We start from the raw sequence: 17,718 nt of genomic DNA, 5'->3' as shown, positions 1-17,718 counted from the left end.
TGGTTTGACGCATGTCCAGTAAAGAGCCGCCTAGCGAGCTGATTCGCGCCAAAGACCTCAAAGGTGTGGACCTGTGGGCGCTGCCCAGTTTCGACCCGCAAGTGGAAGCGCCTGAGCTTACCGAAGAGCAAATAGCCGAGCAGTCCGCTGAGGCGAATGAACAGGCGCAAGCCGAGAGTGAAGAAGTAGCCCTGGAAGACGTCAAACCCTTGACGCTGGATGAGTTGGAGGCGATCCGCCAAGACGCCTACAACGAAGGTTTTGCTACAGGCGAGAAAGACGGTTTCCATGCCGGCCAGTTAAAAGCTAAACAAGAAGCCGACATGGCCCTGGCCGCTAAGGTCGCCGGCCTGGAGCAGCTGATGACTCAGTTGTTCGAGCCGATAGCCGAGCAAGATCAGCAGGTTGAAGAGGCAATGATCGGTTTGCTCGAACAGATGGTGCGCCAGGTGATTCAGCGCGAGTTGGTCAGCGACTCCAGTCAGATTCGTCAGGTGCTTAGCGAAGCACTCAAGTTATTGCCCATGGGCACTAGCAACATCCGCATCCACCTCAACCCGCAAGATTTCGAGATGATCAAGGCCTTGCGTGAGCGTCACGAGGAGAGTTGGCGAATACTTGAAGATGCAGCCTTGTTGCCCGGCGGTTGCCGGGTAGAAAGCGAGCTCAGCCGCATCGATGCCACTGTGGAAACCCGTTTAAATCAAGCTATCAAGCAGTTGTTTGAGCAGCAGCGCGAGCAGGTTTCACACCCTCTTGAAGCCGATCTGCATACCGATCTTGACGCCCCTGCGGTGGAACCTCAGGCGAGTCCGGATGCGCCTTGATCGGGTCAGTTTTGCCAAGCGCCTGGCCAATTACAGCGAGGCCGTAACGCTGCCGACTCAACCGCAGGTTGAGGGCCGATTGATACGCATGGTGGGTCTAACCCTGGAGGCTGAAGGTCTGCGGGCCGCACTGGGCAGCCGCTGCCTGGTGATCAACGATGACAGCTATCACCCCGTGCAAGTTGAAGCCGAGGTGATGGGCTTTTCCAATGGCAAAATCTTCCTGATGCCGGTCGGCAGCCTGGCGGGCATCGCCCCAGGTGCTCGCGTAGTGCCGCTGCCGGATACCGGGCGTTTGCCCATGGGTATGTCGATGCTTGGCCGGGTGCTTGACGGCACCGGTCGCGCCCTCGACGGCAAAGGCGGGATGAAGGCAGAGGACTGGGTGCCGATGGATGGTCCTGCAATCAATCCGCTCAATCGCCATCCGATCAGTGAGCCGCTGGATGTGGGTATCCGCTCAATCAACGGTTTGTTGACCGTGGGGCGAGGCCAGCGCCTGGGCCTGTTTGCCGGTACAGGGGTTGGTAAGTCGGTACTGCTGGGCATGATGACGCGGTTTACTGAAGCCGACATTATCGTGGTCGGGCTGATCGGAGAGCGGGGCCGTGAAGTAAAAGAATTTATCGACGAGATCCTCGGTCACGAGGGTCTCAAACGCTCGGTGGTGGTGGCATCCCCTGCCGATGATGCGCCGCTGATGCGCCTGCGTGCGGCCATGTATTGCACGCGAATTGCCGAGTACTTCCGCGATAAGGGCAAAAACGTGTTGCTGCTGATGGATTCGCTGACACGCTTTGCCCAGGCCCAGCGTGAAATTGCCCTGGCCATTGGTGAGCCGCCGGCGACCAAGGGCTATCCACCCTCAGTTTTTGCCCGCCTTCCGAAGCTGGTGGAGCGTGCTGGTAATGCTGAGGAGGGCGGCGGTTCGATTACAGCTTTCTACACCGTACTCAGCGAGGGGGATGACCAGCAAGACCCGATCGCCGACGCGGCGCGTGGGGTGCTCGACGGCCATATCGTGCTGTCGCGCCGCCTGGCCGAGGAGGGGCATTACCCGGCCATCGACATTGAAGCGTCGATCAGCCGGGTGATGCCGCAGGTGGTTAGCGCCGAACACATGCGCCTGGCCCAACGCTTCAAGCAGCTATGGTCGCGTTATCAGCAAAGTCGTGACCTGATCAGCGTCGGTGCCTATGTGCCGGGTGGTGATGCCGACACTGACCTGGCCATTGCGCGTCATCCGGCCATGGTCAAGTACCTGCGGCAGAACCTGCAAGATAACGAAAGCCTGGAAAGCAGCAGCGCTCAGCTGGCGGCGACCTTCAACCCTGCAGCAGCAGGCGCATAACCCATGGCGCAAAGCCGCGCTGCGCGCCTGGCTCCGGTAATCGCTATGGCCGAACGCGCCGAGCGTGAGGCGGCCATGCAGCTAGGCCATTGCCAAGGGTTGCTGCGCCAAGCCGAAGTGCAGCTTGGCGATCTGGAACGTTATCGTGGTGATTATCAGCAGCAGTGGATCAGTGAAGGCCAACGCGGCGTCTCCGGGCAGTGGCTGATGAACTACCAGCGCTTTCTTAATCAACTGGAAACGGCCATCGGCCAGCAACGCAACAGTGTCGATTGGCATAGCGCCAATATGGCTAAAGTGCGTGACGTCTGGCAGCAGCGCTATGCTCGCCTTGAGGGTTTGCGCAAACTGGTCCAGCGCTATCAGGATGAAGCACGCATAGCGGAGGACAAGCGCGAGCAGAAGCTTCTCGATGAGTTATCGCAGCGCTTGGCGACGCGTGATTCGCCGTATTAAAGCTAAGCGCTAACCTTCTTAATGCGCGTATTGGTCTACCCACATTATCTAAAGAGTTGCTGCCTGAGCATTGCGATGCTACATCTTGATCATGCATAACTTGCAGCTGGCCCACCTGAATGTGCGGTCCGGTCTTATCGTCATATAGGAGTAATTCATGGCTATCACCTCGCTGCCCTCATCCGACGGGCAAGAGCTGACCATTCTGATTCAAGGACGCTTCGATTTCGGCGCGCATCAGGAATTTCGCAATGCCTACGAGCGCGTCAACACAACCCCGCAACGCTACGTCGTAGACCTTAAAGACACTACCTACCTGGACAGCTCAGCCCTCGGCATGCTGCTGTTGCTGCGTGATCACGCCGGCGGTGACAGTGCGCAGATCAATCTGCTCAACTGCAATCCAGATGTGCGCAAGATTCTGGCCATCTCGAACTTCGAGCAGTTGTTTAAAATCGCCTGATTGAGGCTTGCGCCATGTCAGAGCGATTGTCCATTCTGATTGCTGAGGACAACGCAGCCGACCGTATGCTGCTGTCGACCATTGTCAGTCGTCAGGGGCACCGGGTGCTGACTGCCAGCAATGGTCTTGAGGCGGTAGCGCTGTTTGAGCAAGAGCGTCCGCAACTGGTGTTGATGGATGCCCTGATGCCGCTGATGGACGGCTTCGAAGCTGCGCGGCGGATCAAACAGGTGGCCGGTGAGGAGCTGGTGCCCATCATCTTCCTCACCTCGCTGACTGAAGGCGAAGCCTTGGTGCGCTGCCTGGAAGCCGGCGGTGACGACTTTCTCGCCAAACCGTATAACCGGGTCATTCTCGAAGCCAAAATCAAGGCCATGGACCGCTTGCGCCGCCTGCAAGACACGGTGTTGCAGCAGCGCGACCTGATAGCTGTGCACAACGAACACCTGCTTACTGAGCAGCGTGTGGCCAAGGCGGTATTCGATAAGGTGACCCATTCCGGTTGCCTGGATGCGCCTAATATCCGCTATCTGCAATCTCCTTATGCGGTGTTCAACGGTGACCTGTTGCTGGCTGCGTTCAAACCGTCCGGCGGCATGCATGTGCTGTTGGGTGATTTCACCGGGCATGGCTTGCCAGCGGCAATTGGCGCAATGCCTTTGGCAGAGGTGTTTTATGGCATGACGGCCAAGGGCTATTCCTTGGCCGAAGTGCTGCGCGAAATTAACGCCAAGCTCAAGCGCATCCTCCCCGTTGGCGTGTTTTGCTGCGCGGCGGTGCTGAACATCAGTTTTCAGCGCCAGGTGGTTGAAGTGTGGAATGGCGGCTTGCCGGATGGTTACTTGCTACGGGGCAATGGCGAGCGCTTGCCGTTGGTGTCGCGGCATTTGCCACTGGGGGTGTTGGAACCTACTGCGTTCAATGACAAGTACGAGGTCTATCCGCTGGCGCTGGGTGACCGGGTTTTTATGCTCTCCGATGGCGTGTTGGAGGCCTGCAACAAACAGGGCGAGTTATTTGGTGAGGGCCGTCTGCTGGATGTGTTCAGCGCCAACCTGCAGCAAGCCACGTTGTTTTCCGAGATTCAGCAGGCCCTAGCCCGCTTCAGCGGCGAGCAGCAGGATGATGTCAGCTTGCTTGAGGTCCGCATGGTCGATGATGGCCAGTTAAGCCGTCCGCCGCTGGCTTTTGCTGATAATGGGCAGAGTCACTCGCTGGACTGGTCGGCCAGCTTTGAGTTTCGCGGTGAGACCCTGCGCCATTTCAACCCGTTACCGTTTCTCCTGCAGTTGCTGTTGGAGGTAAAAGGTCTGCGCCCCCAAGGTGGGGCCCTGTTCAGTGTGCTAGCCGAGCTGTACTCGAACGCTCTGGAGCATGGCGTGCTAGGTCTGGATTCGGCGCTCAAGGCAAATGCCGAGGGATTTTCCGAGTACTACCGCCAACGTAGCGTGCGGCTGGCCACGTTAACGGATGGGTTTGTCCGCTTTCATCTGCAATTGCTACCTGAAGGCACTGGCGGACGTTTGATCGTCCGAGTCGAGGACAGCGGTTCGGGCTTCGAGGCGCCGTTACAGCCTGCGCAGCCCCGGGATGCCCATAGCCTGAGCGGTCGTGGGCTGGCACTGGTCAGGCAATTGAGTGAGCGCTGCAGTTGGGGCGACGGCGAACCGGGGGTGCGCGTGGAGTTTTCCTGGTTGCCTGGGGCATAATCCAGGCATAACGCTAGGAGAGCGCGCAGTTGTCTGATATTCACCTTGATAGCGCAGTATTGGCGGCTTTGCAGGACGTCATGGAAGATGAATACCCGGTGCTGCTGGATACCTTCCTGCTCGACTCCGAAGAACGTGTGCTGGTGCTGCGCCAGGCTGAGCAGGCTGCCGATGCGCAGAGCCTGCGTTTGGCGGCGCACAGCTTTAAGGGCAGTTGCAGCAATATGGGCGCATTGATGCTGGCTGGGCTGTGCAAGCAGCTGGAGGAAGCCGGCCGGCGCGAGCAGCTGGAGCAGGCCCCTGAGCTGGTCGAGCAGATCGAGCGCGAATTTGCCATTGTGCGCATCCTGCTCAAGTCCGAGCGTCAGCGTTATCGACACTAGCCTTGCTACTTCTGTCTCTGATTACTGCATTTCACCCCGCTTAACCTGCCTGCCAAAAAGTTGGCCCGCACCTTGCAAAACTCTCCGCACGACCAACCCCGAGCGGAGAGTATCCATGTCCGTTGCCCCCGATCTGCTGCTCAAGTCAGCGCCTGAAATAAAGCCCAGGGCCGCTGCATCAAAACCACCGGGGAAACCCGCTGAGCCTAATAGAAATGAGGCTTCTAGCTTCTCTCAGGTGTATGCCCGGGAGCGTCAGGCCAAGGCTGCAGAACGCAGTGATGCGCCTGCTAAGCCTGCGCGTGACAGCAAGGTAGACAAAGAAGAGCCGCAGGATGCTCAGGCGCAAGCTGCCGTCGGACAGGCCGAGGTTGCCGATAGCGGCAAGCCTTTGCCGACTGACCCGGCAATTGATGGCGCCGTGCTTGATCCACTGCTGTTGCTGGGTATAACCGGCGAGCTGCCAGTGGAGGAGGCTGAGGCGTTGGCGCTCGACACAGAGCCTGCGCCATTGTTGGTAACGACTGGGAACCTGACCAGCTCCGGCCCGGCGAGCATGACTGAAGCCAGCTTCGATGCAGAACTGGATGCGCTCAACCAACTGCCAGCCGTGCGTATGGCCTTGGAAATGGGCGCCAAGGAAAAAGCGCTGGCAGAGCAAGCTGCTGCGCCTTTGGCTCAGGCTAACCAGGCGGCACAAAACGCTAGTCAAAGCATGCTCGCAAGCCAGCTGGTGCAGGATGAAGTGCCGATAGAAGGCGATGCATTGGAGTTGCCGGAATTACAGCTTGAGGCGCTGACCGGCAAAAGCCTTGAAGCGCTCAAGGATGGCATGGCCAATAACACGCCGGAAAACTTTGTCAGCAAGCTCAGCGCGCTGAGCCAGGCCATCGGCCAACAAAGCCCGCTGTCAGCTAGAGCCCCTGTGGTGGTCGGTCAGCCAGTACCTATGCAACAGGGTGGGTGGAGTGAGGCGGTAGTCGATCGGGTGATGGTGATGTCCAGCCAGAACCTAAAATCGGCTGAGATCCAACTCGATCCTGCCGAGCTGGGACGTCTGGAAGTGCGTATCAGCGTCAATCAGGAACAGAGCCAGGTTACCTTCGCCAGCCCTCACGCAGGGGTACGTGAGGCGCTGGACTCACAGATGCACCGCCTGCGTGAGATGTTCGCCCAGCAGGGGATGAACCTGTTGGACGTTAACGTCTCCGATCAGTCGCTTAGTCGCGGTTGGCAGGGGCAAGGGCAAGATGGAGAGGGGGGTAGAGGTCGTGGTGATGCCGCTGGTGAGGTGCTGGGCAGCGATGAGGCGCAGCACTTGAGTGCTGTCGAAGCCGCCCGCGCTAACACTGGCAGTGTCCGTGGCTTGGTTGATTACTACGCATAAGAATCCATTCAAAGGCTAGCGAGCTAGAGCCATGCAAGGCGCTACGTAGTAACAGCCTTCGGCTGGTCAAAGCAGGTGAGGGGCGGAGTGTACGACTGTACATGAGCACTACTCGTTTCACTCGCCCTTCGGGTCGCGCTGAAGCGCGTTAGCCGAAAAGCGGCTTGCCGAGCCTGCTTTTAACGCAGCAGGGCCGACGCGCAGCTGGCTTTGATTGGGTTCTGAAGCGCTTGCTGCTGTAGTTGCATGCCCCACTGATCTAAACTGCATTTCGCCCGACTCCCATTGCGTGGGAGTCGGGCGATTTTGTTTAGGGCGTGCTTTACCTGATGCCTTGGTTCAACACGCTTCAGGTGTTGAACCGCCCATATTGAGCAGGCTTGTTAATAGACTGGCATAACACTTGCTCTTAACCCTTTGAAAACGGATAAAACTCCGAATAACGACGGATTATTGGCATGGCTAAGAAAGAAGCAGCACAAGCGCCGGAAAATGCCGAGGCAAAACCCGCTGGCAAAATGAAGTTGATCATCATCATCGTGATTGCCGTGTTGCTGGCTGTAGGCCTTTCTGTGGGGGGCACCTTGTTCTTTCTGGGCAAGAAAGATGCGGGTGCCGATGAGGCCAAGGCTGAGGCCAGCGCCGAGCCTGCAGTGCCAGTCAAGCAGCCGGCTATTTATGAAGAGCTCTCGCCGGCATTCGTGGTGAATTTCAATCATCAGGGACGTGCCCGTTATATGCAGGTCAGTGTGGCCCTGATGACTCGCGATCAGGCGGCCCTGGATGCGCTCAAAGTGCACATGCCGGTGTTGCGTAATCGCTTAGTGATGTTGTTTTCCGGTCAGGATTTTGCGTCTCTGATCACCCCGGTAGGCAAGGAAATGCTGCGTCAACAGGCGACCGCCAGCGTGCAGGAACTGGCCGAGAAAGAAACCGGCAAGGTCACGATCGAGCAAGTGCTGTTCACCAACCTCGTGTTGCAGTAATCAGGAGCGGTATATGGCTGTGCAAGACCTGCTTTCCCAGGACGAGATCGATGCCCTGCTGCATGGCGTCGATGACGGTCTGGTTGAAACCGAGGACGAAGCCGAACCGGGAAGTGTCAAACAATATGACCTGACCAGCCAGGACCGGATTGTCCGTGGCCGCATGCCGACGCTTGAAATGATCAACGAGCGTTTTGCCCGCTACACCCGCATCAGCATGTTTAACCTGCTGCGCCGCTCCGCCGATGTGGCTGTGGGTGGTGTACAGGTGATGAAATTTGGTGAGTACGTGCACTCGCTGTACGTGCCGACCAGTCTTAATCTGGTGAAAATGAAGCCGTTGCGCGGCACGGGATTGTTTATCCTCGATGCCAAGCTGGTGTTCAAACTGGTGGACAACTTCTTTGGTGGCGATGGCCGTCACGCCAAGATCGAGGGGCGTGAATTCACCCCGACCGAGCTGCGTGTGGTGCGCATGGTGCTGGATCAGGCTTTTATCGACCTCAAAGAGGCCTGGCACGCGGTGATGGATATCAATTTCGAGTACGTAAACTCGGAAGTGAACCCGGCGCTGGCCAATATCGTCAGTCCCAGTGAAGTGATTGTGGTGTCGACCTTCCATATTGAACTGGACGGTGGTGGCGGCGACCTGCACATCACCATGCCCTATTCGATGATCGAACCGATTCGCGAGATGCTCGATGCGGGTTTCCAGTCCGACGTCGACGATCAGGACGAGCGCTGGGTCAAGGCGCTGCGCGAAGACATTCTCGGCGTCAGCATACCGCTGGGGGCGACTGTTGCCCGTCGTCAGCTCAAACTGCGCGACATTTTGCATATGCAACCCGGTGATGTGATACCGGTGGATCTGCCGGAAAGCGTGGTCCTGTGCGCCAACGGCGTGCCCTCATTCAAGGTCAAGGTGGGTGCGCACAAAGGTAAACTGGCTTTGCAGGTGCTTGGCCCCATTGAGCGTAACCGCTAATTCCCCTATTCAACGCCAGCCGAGGAAAAACGATGGCAGACGAAAACGAAAATGTAGACGAAGGCGAAGAGGCATCCTCCCCTGAGGAGCAAGCGCTGGCCGATGAGTGGGCGGCGGCATTGTCTGAGTCCGGAGATGCCGGGCAGGACGATATCGACGCGATGCTCGCTGCCAGCGATCCTGGTCCGGCAGCTCCGCGGGCGCCGATGGAAGAGTTCGCCAGTGCTCCGAAGATGAACTTGCCGGTTAACCTGGACGGGCCGAACCTGGATGTGATCCTGGATATCCCGGTGTCGATCTCCATGGAGGTCGGTAGCACCGACATCACCATTCGCAACCTGTTGCAGCTCAATCAAGGCTCGGTCGTTGAGTTGGATCGCCTGGCTGGCGAGCCGCTGGATGTGTTGGTCAACGGCACGTTGATTGCCCACGGTGAGGTGGTGGTGGTGAATGAAAAGTTCGGCATTCGCCTGACCGACGTGATCAGCCCAAGTGAACGCATCAAGAAGCTGCGCTAACCATGCATAAAATTCTTCTGCTGGGCCTGACGTTACCCCTGGCGGCTACTGCCGCCGAGCCTGCGGTGCAAACAGCTGTACCGCTTGCCGGAGCCGGCATGGGCGGGCAAGTGGTGCAGTTGCTGCTGGGTTTGTTGCTGGTGATCGGGTTGATCTTTTTGCTGGCATGGCTGATGCGCCGTGTGCAGCAGATCGTGCCGCGTGGTGGGCAGGTGATTAAGGTGGTGGCTACCCAGGCCTTGGGGCCACGTGATCGGCTGGTGCTGGTGCAGGTGGGCAGCGAGCAGGTGTTACTGGGGCTGACGCCGGGCACCATCACCTCGTTGCACGTGATGAAGGAAGCGGTGCATTTAGCCGATGCCGAGCCAGCCTCGACCGAGTTCGCCCAGCGCTTGATGGAGTTGTTGGGCAAGGATCAGAAGGACAAGTCTTGATGCTGCGTTTGTTGCTGGTACTGATTTTTAGCCTGGGGGCTTCGCTTGCGTTCGCCGCAGATCCGCCGACTGCCAGCACCTTGATTCAGTCGGGCAGCAACCCTCTGTCGATTCCGGCTATTACCCTGAGTACCGATACCGAGGGGCAGCAGGAGTATTCGGTCAGCCTGCAAATTCTGCTGATCATGACGGCGCTGAGCTTTATTCCCGCGTTCGTCATGCTAATGACCAGTTTTACTAGGATCATCATCGTCTTCTCGATTTTGCGTCAGGCCCTGGGCCTACAGCAGACGCCCTCGAATCAAATTCTGGTGGGGCTGGCGCTGTTTTTGACCATGTTCATCATGGCGCCGGTATTTGATCAGATTAATCGCGAGGCTTTGCAGCCTTACCTGAGCGAGCAAATGACGGCTCAGGATGCGATTCTCAAGGCCGAAGGGCCAATCAAGAACTTCATGCTGTCACAGACCCGTGAAAGTGATCTGGAACTGTTTGTGCGACTGTCCAAGCGCACCGACATTGCCACCCCAGATGATGCGCCGCTGACCATTCTGGTTCCGGCGTTTGTCACCTCCGAGCTGAAAACTGCCTTCCAGATCGGGTTTATGATCTTTATCCCGTTCCTGATTATCGACATGGTTGTGGCCAGTATCCTTATGGCTATGGGCATGATGATGCTTTCCCCGCTGATCATTTCCCTGCCATTTAAGATCATGCTGTTTGTCTTGATCGATGGTTGGGCGCTGATCATGGGCACCTTGGCCGCTAGCTTCGGAGGCACCTAGCTATGACTCCCGAAGTGGCGGTGGATATTGTGCGCGGGGCCTTGTGGCTGACCGCCAGTATCGTAGCGATTCTGGTTGTGCCGAGCCTGATCGTTGGTTTGTTGGTGGCGATGTTTCAGGCCGCAACGCAGATTAACGAGCAGACCCTGAGTTTTCTGCCCAGGCTACTGGTTATTCTTCTGGTGCTGATATTTGCTGGGCCCTGGCTGGTGCGTCAGCTGATGGAATACACCGAGAACCTGATTATGAACATTCCGATGCTGATCGGCTGACATGCTCGAGCTAAGCAACGAGCAGATCGGTGCTTGGGTGGGCAGCTTTTTGCTGCCGCTGTTTCGCATTGCCGCAATGTTGATGTTTATGCCGATCATCGGCACCCAGCTGGTGTCAGCGCGGGTGCGTCTGTACCTATCTCTGGCCATCTGCTTGGCGATTATGCCGACTTTGCCGCCAATGCCGGTCGTTGATGCAATCAATCTGCAGGCCTTTATCTGGATCGCTCAGGAGATCTTGATCGGTGTGATGCTGGGTTTTGTCTTGCAACTGCTGTTTCAGGTATTTGCGATTGCGGGGCAGATTGTGGCCATGCAGATGGGCTTGGGTTTTGCCTCGATGGTCGACCCGGCCAATGGTATTTCGGTGCCGGTCATCGGTCAGGTGTTTATGATCTTGGTGACCCTGCTATTTCTGGCCATGAATGCCCATTTGGTGGTGTTCGAAGTGCTCGCCGAAAGCTTCTTCACGCTGCCGGTCGGTGGTGGTTTTCTGGTGGAAAACTACTGGGAGATTGCCAATAAATTGAGCTGGGTGCTGGGTGCTGCCTTACTTCTGGTGTTGCCGGCAGTTACCGCGCTGTTGGTGGTCAACCTGGCGTTCGGGGTAATGACCCGCGCTGCGCCGCAGCTGAATATCTTCTCCATTGGCTTTCCATTGACGTTGGTATTGGGCCTGGTGATTGTCTGGATCGGCATGGCCGACATCTTGGCGCAGTACCAGGTATTCGCCACTGAGGCCTTAGAGTTTCTTCGTGAAATGGCGAGAGCGAGCTAATTCGTGGCCGAATCCGAGAGCGGTGCCGATAAAAGCGAGGAACCCACAGACAAACGGGTGCGTGAGTCGCGTGAGAAGGGTCAGATTGCCCGCTCTAAAGAGCTCAACACCCTAGCGGTTACCCTGGGCGGTTTCGGCGGTCTACTGGCGTTTGGCGGCAGCATGGGCAATGCCATGCTGGACATCATGCGTGGCAATTTTTCTCTGCCACGTGACGTGGTCATGGATGAGCGCAGCATGGGGCTGTGGTTGGCTGCTTCCGGGGAGATTGCCCTGGAGGCGCTGTTTCCATTGTTTATGCTGCTGTTGATTGCATCCATCCTGGGGCCGATTTCTCTTGGGGGCTGGCTGTTTTCTGCTGAGGCCATGGCCCCTAAGGCCAGCCGGATGAACCCATTGGCGGGGCTCAAGCGGATGTTTTCCGTGCAGGCGCTGGTCGAGCTGCTTAAAGCCTTGGCTAAATTCACCTTGATTCTGCTGGTGGGGGTCACCGTGTTGTCGGCCTGGCAGGATGACTTGTTGGCGATTGTGCATGAGCCGCTCGAGTCGGCCATCTTGCACTCGGCGACAGTGGTGGGGTGGAGCGCGTTATGGATGTCGTGCGGGTTGATTCTGATCGCCGCCGTGGATGTGCCCTTTCAGCTCTGGAGCAGCAAACAGAAGCTGATGATGACCAAGCAGGAAGTACGCGACGAGTACAAGGACAGCGAGGGTAAGCCGGAGGTTAAGCAGCGTATTCGCCAGTTGCAACGTGACATGGCGGAGCGCCGCATGATGCAGTCGGTGCCGGACGCCGATGTGGTGATCACCAACCCGACGCACTTTGCCGTGGCCTTAAAGTACGATCCAGCCAAGGGCAATGCTCCGGTGCTGTTGGCCAAAGGGGGTGACTTCACTGCCTTGAAAATTCGCGAAATCGCCAACGAGCACAAAGTCATGGTGCTGGAATCGCCAGCGCTGGCGCGGGCGGTGTTCTATTCCACTGAGCTTGATCAGGAAATCCCGGCAGGGCTGTATCTGGCCATCGCCCAAGTGCTGGCTTACGTCTATCAGTTGCGCCAATACCAGGCGGGTAAGGGCAAGCGTCCCGGGCCGCTACCGGATGTGCCAATACCGCCGGATTTACGTCGCGACGACTGATTGCGGCGAGTGTGAGTGCGACCTGGGCCGCGGGTTGCGGCGCCCTGAGCAAGTTGGACAGCTTCTTGCAAAACCCTCCCAAAGGCGCGCTCGGCGTCAAAAGATTGAATTGGCTGGGGTAGTGGTGTGGCAATAGATCGCTCACAAATGATCGGTGATGTGCGCAGCAACCTGTCGGGGTTAAAGCAGGGGAATCTGGGCATCCCGCTGATGCTGCTGGTCATGCTCGGCATGGTCATGCTGCCGATTCCGCCGTTTCTCCTCGATGTGCTGTTCACCTTCAGTATTGCCCTGTCGATCGTGGTGTTGCTGGTGGCGATCTACGCCTTGCGTCCACTGGATTTTGCGGTATTCCCGACCATTCTGCTGGCAGCAACCTTGCTGCGTCTGGCGCTCAACGTCGCCTCGACGCGGGTGGTGCTGCTCAATGGTCAGGATGGCCATGATGCCGCGGGTAAAGTGATCCAGGCCTTCGGTGAGGTGGTGATCGGCGGTAACTACGTGGTCGGTATCGTGGTGTTCGCCATTTTGATGATCATCAACTTCGTGGTGGTCACCAAGGGTGCTGGGCGTATCTCCGAAGTCAGCGCGCGCTTTACCCTGGATGCCATGCCGGGTAAGCAGATGGCGATTGATGCTGACCTCAATGCCGGTTTGATCGATCAGGTTGAAGCGAAGAAGCGCCGCTCCGAAGTGTCTCAGGAGGCGGATTTCTACGGTTCCATGGACGGTGCTAGCAAATTTGTGCGCGGCGATGCGATTGCCGGCCTGCTGATTCTGTTTATCAACCTGATCGGCGGCATCGCCATCGGGATCTTCCAGCATGACCTGAGTTTTGCCGACGCCGGGCGTATCTATACCCTGCTGACCATTGGTGATGGTCTGGTGGCGCAAATTCCTTCGCTGTTGCTGTCGACTGCGGCGGCGATCATGGTCACCCGGGTTTCCAGCTCTGAAGACATGGGCGCGCAGGTCAACCGGCAGATGTTCGCCTCGCCGCGTGCGTTGGCCGTGACGGCGTCCGTGATGATCGCCATGGGGCTGGTGCCGGGCATGCCACATTTTTCCTTTATCAGCCTGGGGCTGGTAGCGGCGGGCGCTGCTTATTGGATCGCCAATAAGCAGCGCACGACGAAAGAGAGTGAGATCAAAGAAGTGCAGCGTCAGCAGGACTTGCTGCCATCGCAGAAGGCTCAGGAGGTCAAGGAGCTGGGTTGGGACGACGTGACCCCAGTGGATATGGTCGGCCTAGAAGTGGGCTATCGGCTGATACCGTTGGTCGACCGTAACCAAGGTGGGCAGTTGCTGGCGCGGATCAAGGGCGTGCGCAAGAAGCTCTCTCAGGAAATGGGGTTTCTCATGCCCTCGGTGCATATTCGCGACAACCTCGACTTGCAGCCCAATGCCTATCGCTTGACTCTAATGGGCGTCAGCGTGGCTGAGGCTGAAGTGCATCCGGACCGCGAGCTGGCGATCAATCCGGGGCAGGTGTTCGGTCCGCTCAACGGTATCGCCGCCAAAGACCCGGCATTTGGTCTGGAGGCGGTGTGGATCGACCCGAGCCAGCGCGATCAGGCGCAGTCTCTGGGCTACACCGTGGTGGATGCCAGCACCGTGGTCGCCACCCACCTCAACCAAGTGTTGCACAAGCATGCCCACGAGCTGCTCGGGCATGAGGAAGTGCAGCAGTTGACGCAGTTGCTGGCCAAGAGCTCGCCCAAGTTGGCCGAGGAGCTGGTGCCGGGCATGATTTCTCTGTCGACCCTGCTCAAGGTGCTACAGAGCCTGCTGCAAGAGCAGGTGCCGGTGCGTGATATCCGCACCATCGCCGAAGCCATCGCCAATGTCGCAGTGAAGAGTCAAGATCCCGCCGCGATGGTGGCAGTGGTGCGGGTCGCGTTGGCCCGTGCAATCGTGCAGAGCATTGTGGGACTAGAGCTGGAGCTGCCTGTGATCACCCTGGAGCCCAGGTTGGAACAGATATTGCTCAATAGTATTCAGAAGGCCGGTCAAGGCTCCGAGGAGGGCATCCTCCTGGAGCCGGGCATGGCTGAGAAGCTGCAGCGTTCCCTGGTGGAAGCGGCGCAGCGCCAGGAGATGCTCGGCAAGCCAGTGATTCTGCTGGTGGCCGGTCCGGTCCGGGCGATGCTCTCGCGATTCGCGCGGCTGGCGGTTCCGAGTATCCATGTACTGGCATACCAGGAAATTCCGGATAACAAGCAAGTCACCATCGTTGCGACGGTGGGGCAGAACTAACCGAGGTTACAGGCCATGCAGGTCAAACGCTTTTTCGCCGCCGATATGCGCACTGCCATGAAGTTGGTACGTGATGAGCTGGGTGCCGATGCCTCGATCATCGGCAATCGCCGGGTTGCCGGTGGTGTCGAGTTGACTGCCGCGCTGGATTATCAGGTGCCCGCCGCGCCCGCTCGTCAACCCAATCCTGCGCTGGAAGCCGAGTTGCGCAAGACCCAAGCGAAAATTGCCACGGCTCAGGCTGAGCTAACCACGCGCACTCAGCTCGATGCCGGCAAAGACCGCCAGCTGTTTGGCGCGGCTGCAAGCATGCCAACCGATAGCCTGGCTGATGCTCTGCGTCCAGCGCGCACGCCCTCTGCTGGCAGTGATCAAGGCGCCCTAGATGCCATGCGCTTTGAACTGCATGGTCTGCGCGAGTTGATTGAAGTGCAGCTGGGCTCGATTGCCTGGGGCCAGCTGCAGAGCCGCCGTCCGCAGCAAGCCAATCTATGGCGCCGCCTGCAGCGGATGGGCTTGTCGGCCGAGCTGTCCAAAGCGCTACTTGAGCGTGTCGCCAATATTGCTGAGCCGCGTCAGGCCTGGCGCATGCTGTTGGCACATTTGGCCCATGCGATCAAGACACCGAAGCAGGAACCGATGGAAGAGGGCGGCGTAATCGCCTTGGTCGGCCCGGCAGGTATGGGCAAGACCACCACGCTGGCCAAGCTGGCCGCACGCTATGTACTCAAGTACGGCGCGCAGCATATCGCTCTTATCAGCTTGGACAGTTACCGAATCGGCGCCCAGGAGCAACTCAAAACCCTGGGGCGCATTCTTAATGTCCCGGTAACCCTGGTCGATCCTGGGCAGTCACTCACTCAGGCTTTGGCTCCGCTGGCGCGTAAGCGTGTAGTGTTGATTGACACCGCGGGCTTACCTGCCAATGACCCAGCCCTGCGCATGCAGCTGGAAACGCTGGCCAGTCGTGGCGTCAACGCAAAAAATTATCTGGTCATGGCGGCCACCAGTCAGGGTCAAGTGCTGAAAGCCGCCTACCATAGTTATAAGCGCTGCGGCTTGGTGGGCTGTATCGTCACCAAGGCAGATGAAGCCACCAGCCTGGGTGAGGTTTTAGGACTGGCTATTAGCCAGCGTCTACCGGTAGCCTATCTCGCTGATGGGCCACGTATTCCTGATGATCTGCAGATTCCACGCAGCCATCAGCTGGTCAGCCGAGCCGTAGGGCTGCAGGCGACCCAAGATCCAAGCGAGGATACGATGGCGGAGATGTTTGCCGGCCTATACCAGCAACCCACACGACGCGTCAGTTAAGCGCCAGGGCGTTGGCATTTGAACCGTACTTAGCCGGCTAAGTGGCTCCAGTCGAAGTTAGACAAGGTGTTAGAAATTATGGGTATGCATCCCGTACAGGTGATTGCGGTGACCGGCGGCAAAGGTGGCGTCGGTAAAACGAACGTCTCGGTGAACCTGGCTTTGGCCTTGGCTGACCTGGGGCGTCGCGTCATGCTGATGGACGCTGACCTTGGCTTGGCCAACGTCGATGTGTTGCTGGGTCTGAGCGCCAAACGCACGTTAGAAGATGTCATCAGTGGCGAGTGCGAGCTGCGTGAAGTGTTACTGCAGGGGCCGGGCGGCATTCGTATCGTGCCAGCCGCGTCTGGTATTCAGAGCATGGTGCAGCTCTCGCCCATGCAGCATGCTGGTTTAATCCAGGCCTTCAGCGATATCAGTGACAACCTCGATGTGCTGATCATCGACACTGCAGCCGGTATTGGTGATGGCGTCGTCAGCTTCGTGCGTGCCGCCCAGGAAGTCCTGGTGGTGGTCTGCGATGAGCCCACCTCCATCACCGACGCCTACGCCCTGATCAAACTGCTAAACCGCGATCACGGCATGAATCGTTTCCGGGTTTTGGCCAATATGGCCCACAGCCCGCAGGAAGGTCGTAACCTCTTTGCTAAGCTGACTAAAGTCACTGACCGTTTTCTTGACGTTGCCTTGCAGTATGTTGGTGCAGTGCCGTATGACGAGTCAGTACGCAAGGCCGTGCAGAAGCAGCGCGCGGTTTACGAGGCCTTCCCGCGTTCGAAGTGCGCGCTGGCGTTCAAAGCGATAGCCCAGAAAGTCGATGCCTGGCCGTTACCGGCCAACCCGCGCGGTCATTTGGAGTTTTTCGTTGAGCGCCTGGTGCAGCAACCGATCGCAGACACGGCTATATGACATCAGCCTCTGGATTCCGTATGTATAGCAAGGCGCAGGCGCAGGATTCCCAGCACCAGTTGATCGAGCGCTATGCGCCCTTGGTCAAACGCATTGCCTATCACCTGTTGGCGCGTTTGCCGGCCAATGTTCAGGTCGACGATTTAATCCAGGCCGGGATGATCGGTCTGCTCGAAGCGTCAAAAAAATACGACTCCAGTAAAGGTGCCAGTTTCGAGACATTCGCCGGTATTCGCATCCGCGGTTCCATGCTCGATGAGGTGCGCAAAGGCGACTGGGCGCCGCGTTCTGTGCATCGCAATAGCCGTATGGTCAGTGACGCGATTAGAAAAATAGAGGCCATAACCGGCAGAGACGCTAAAGATCAAGAGGTTGCGGCCGAACTCCAATTGAGTCTCGAGGATTACTACGGCATTCTTGGCGATACTTTAGGCAGCCGCCTGTTCAGCTTTGACGACCTTTTGCAGGACGGCGAGCACGGCGGGCTGAATGAAGACGCTGGCAGCAACCACCTCGAACCTTCTCGTGATCTGGAAGATGAACGCTTTCAGGTGGCCTTGGCCGATGCCATCGCCAACCTGCCAGAGCGCGAGCGTCTGGTGTTAGCGCTATATTACGATGAAGAATTGAACCTTAAAGAGATCGGCGCAGTGTTGGGGGTTAGCGAATCGCGCGTAAGCCAACTACACAGTCAGTGTGCCGCTCGTTTACGCGCTCGTTTGGGCGAGTGGCGCGCACATTGAACGGCATTCGCTAACGTTGGGC

The 17,718-nt window shown here is 58.0% G+C and carries 19 protein-coding genes; all 19 read left to right on the top strand.

Going from position 1 to position 17,718, the window contains the following annotated elements; translation table 11 throughout:
• Positions 1-11 precede the first annotated feature (11 nt).
• The gene (gene fliH, locus D8779_RS19780) at positions 12-827 is read left to right on the top strand and encodes a flagellar assembly protein FliH (RefSeq protein WP_136666324.1); all 816 of its coding nucleotides are present in this window, start codon (positions 12-14) and stop codon (positions 825-827) included.
• Positions 817-2,178: a flagellar protein export ATPase FliI gene (fliI, locus tag D8779_RS19775; protein WP_136666323.1), complete on the top strand. Its 1,362-nt coding sequence runs from the start codon at positions 817-819 to the stop codon at positions 2,176-2,178. The genes fliH and fliI overlap by 11 nt, the downstream gene beginning before the upstream one ends.
• Positions 2,179-2,181: 3 nt before the next feature.
• Positions 2,182-2,634: a flagellar export protein FliJ gene (gene fliJ / locus D8779_RS19770; RefSeq protein WP_136666322.1), complete on the top strand. Its 453-nt coding sequence runs from the start codon at positions 2,182-2,184 to the stop codon at positions 2,632-2,634.
• A 157-nt stretch (positions 2,635-2,791) separates the two neighbouring features.
• Complete coding sequence (locus D8779_RS19765) at positions 2,792-3,097, top strand: STAS domain-containing protein (protein ID WP_136666321.1); 306 nt, start codon at positions 2,792-2,794, stop codon at positions 3,095-3,097.
• Positions 3,098-3,111: 14 nt separating this feature from the next.
• Positions 3,112-4,806 (top strand): fused response regulator/phosphatase, encoded by a 1,695-nt coding sequence (locus D8779_RS19760; RefSeq protein ID WP_136666320.1) that lies wholly within the window; start codon positions 3,112-3,114, stop codon positions 4,804-4,806.
• Positions 4,807-4,835: 29 nt separating this feature from the next.
• The gene (locus D8779_RS19755; protein WP_136666319.1) at positions 4,836-5,189 is read left to right on the top strand and encodes an Hpt domain-containing protein; all 354 of its coding nucleotides are present in this window, start codon (positions 4,836-4,838) and stop codon (positions 5,187-5,189) included.
• Positions 5,190-5,304: 115 nt separating this feature from the next.
• Entirely contained in the window at positions 5,305-6,576 is a 1,272-nt protein-coding gene (locus D8779_RS19750; RefSeq protein ID WP_136666318.1) for a flagellar hook-length control protein FliK, read from the top strand.
• 458 nt (positions 6,577-7,034) lie between these two features.
• The gene (fliL, locus tag D8779_RS19745) at positions 7,035-7,562 is read left to right on the top strand and encodes a flagellar basal body-associated protein FliL (RefSeq protein ID WP_136666317.1); all 528 of its coding nucleotides are present in this window, start codon (positions 7,035-7,037) and stop codon (positions 7,560-7,562) included.
• A 13-nt stretch (positions 7,563-7,575) separates the two neighbouring features.
• Entirely contained in the window at positions 7,576-8,547 is a 972-nt protein-coding gene (gene fliM / locus D8779_RS19740; RefSeq protein ID WP_136666316.1) for a flagellar motor switch protein FliM, read from the top strand.
• 32 nt (positions 8,548-8,579) lie between these two features.
• Positions 8,580-9,065, top strand: a complete 486-nt coding sequence (gene fliN / locus D8779_RS19735; protein ID WP_136666315.1) for a flagellar motor switch protein FliN — start codon at positions 8,580-8,582, stop codon at positions 9,063-9,065.
• A 2-nt stretch (positions 9,066-9,067) separates the two neighbouring features.
• Positions 9,068-9,499: a flagellar biosynthetic protein FliO gene (gene fliO, locus D8779_RS19730; protein ID WP_136666314.1), complete on the top strand. Its 432-nt coding sequence runs from the start codon at positions 9,068-9,070 to the stop codon at positions 9,497-9,499.
• Positions 9,499-10,284 carry a flagellar type III secretion system pore protein FliP gene (gene fliP / locus D8779_RS19725; RefSeq protein ID WP_136666313.1) on the top strand — a complete coding sequence of 262 codons (786 nt, stop codon included), beginning with the start codon at positions 9,499-9,501 and terminating at the stop codon, positions 10,282-10,284. Before fliO ends, fliP begins: the two co-directional genes overlap by 1 nt.
• 2 nt (positions 10,285-10,286) lie before the next feature.
• The gene (gene fliQ / locus D8779_RS19720; protein WP_136666312.1) at positions 10,287-10,556 is read left to right on the top strand and encodes a flagellar biosynthesis protein FliQ; all 270 of its coding nucleotides are present in this window, start codon (positions 10,287-10,289) and stop codon (positions 10,554-10,556) included.
• Position 10,557: 1 nt separating this feature from the next.
• Entirely contained in the window at positions 10,558-11,334 is a 777-nt protein-coding gene (fliR, locus tag D8779_RS19715) for a flagellar biosynthetic protein FliR (RefSeq protein WP_136666311.1), read from the top strand.
• A 3-nt stretch (positions 11,335-11,337) separates the two neighbouring features.
• Positions 11,338-12,474 (top strand): flagellar biosynthesis protein FlhB, encoded by a 1,137-nt coding sequence (gene flhB, locus D8779_RS19710; protein ID WP_136666310.1) that lies wholly within the window; start codon positions 11,338-11,340, stop codon positions 12,472-12,474.
• 132 nt (positions 12,475-12,606) lie between these two features.
• Positions 12,607-14,730 carry a flagellar biosynthesis protein FlhA gene (flhA, locus tag D8779_RS19705; protein ID WP_136666385.1) on the top strand — a complete coding sequence of 708 codons (2,124 nt, stop codon included), beginning with the start codon at positions 12,607-12,609 and terminating at the stop codon, positions 14,728-14,730.
• A gap of 15 nt (positions 14,731-14,745) precedes the next feature.
• Positions 14,746-16,044 (top strand): flagellar biosynthesis GTPase FlhF, encoded by a 1,299-nt coding sequence (flhF, locus tag D8779_RS19700; RefSeq protein WP_136666309.1) that lies wholly within the window; start codon positions 14,746-14,748, stop codon positions 16,042-16,044.
• 78 nt (positions 16,045-16,122) lie between these two features.
• The gene (gene fleN, locus D8779_RS19695) at positions 16,123-16,953 is read left to right on the top strand and encodes a flagellar synthesis regulator FleN (RefSeq protein WP_205895857.1); all 831 of its coding nucleotides are present in this window, start codon (positions 16,123-16,125) and stop codon (positions 16,951-16,953) included.
• Entirely contained in the window at positions 16,950-17,696 is a 747-nt protein-coding gene (gene fliA, locus D8779_RS19690) for an RNA polymerase sigma factor FliA (RefSeq protein WP_136666308.1), read from the top strand. The genes fleN and fliA overlap by 4 nt, the downstream gene beginning before the upstream one ends.
• Positions 17,697-17,718: the final 22 nt, after the last annotated feature.

This window comes from Pseudomonas leptonychotis (genome assembly GCF_004920405.1).
Classification (GTDB): domain Bacteria; phylum Pseudomonadota; class Gammaproteobacteria; order Pseudomonadales; family Pseudomonadaceae; genus Aquipseudomonas; species Aquipseudomonas leptonychotis.
Note: the sequence above shows the minus strand (reverse complement) of the source record. Positions and strands in the feature narration are given on the sequence as shown.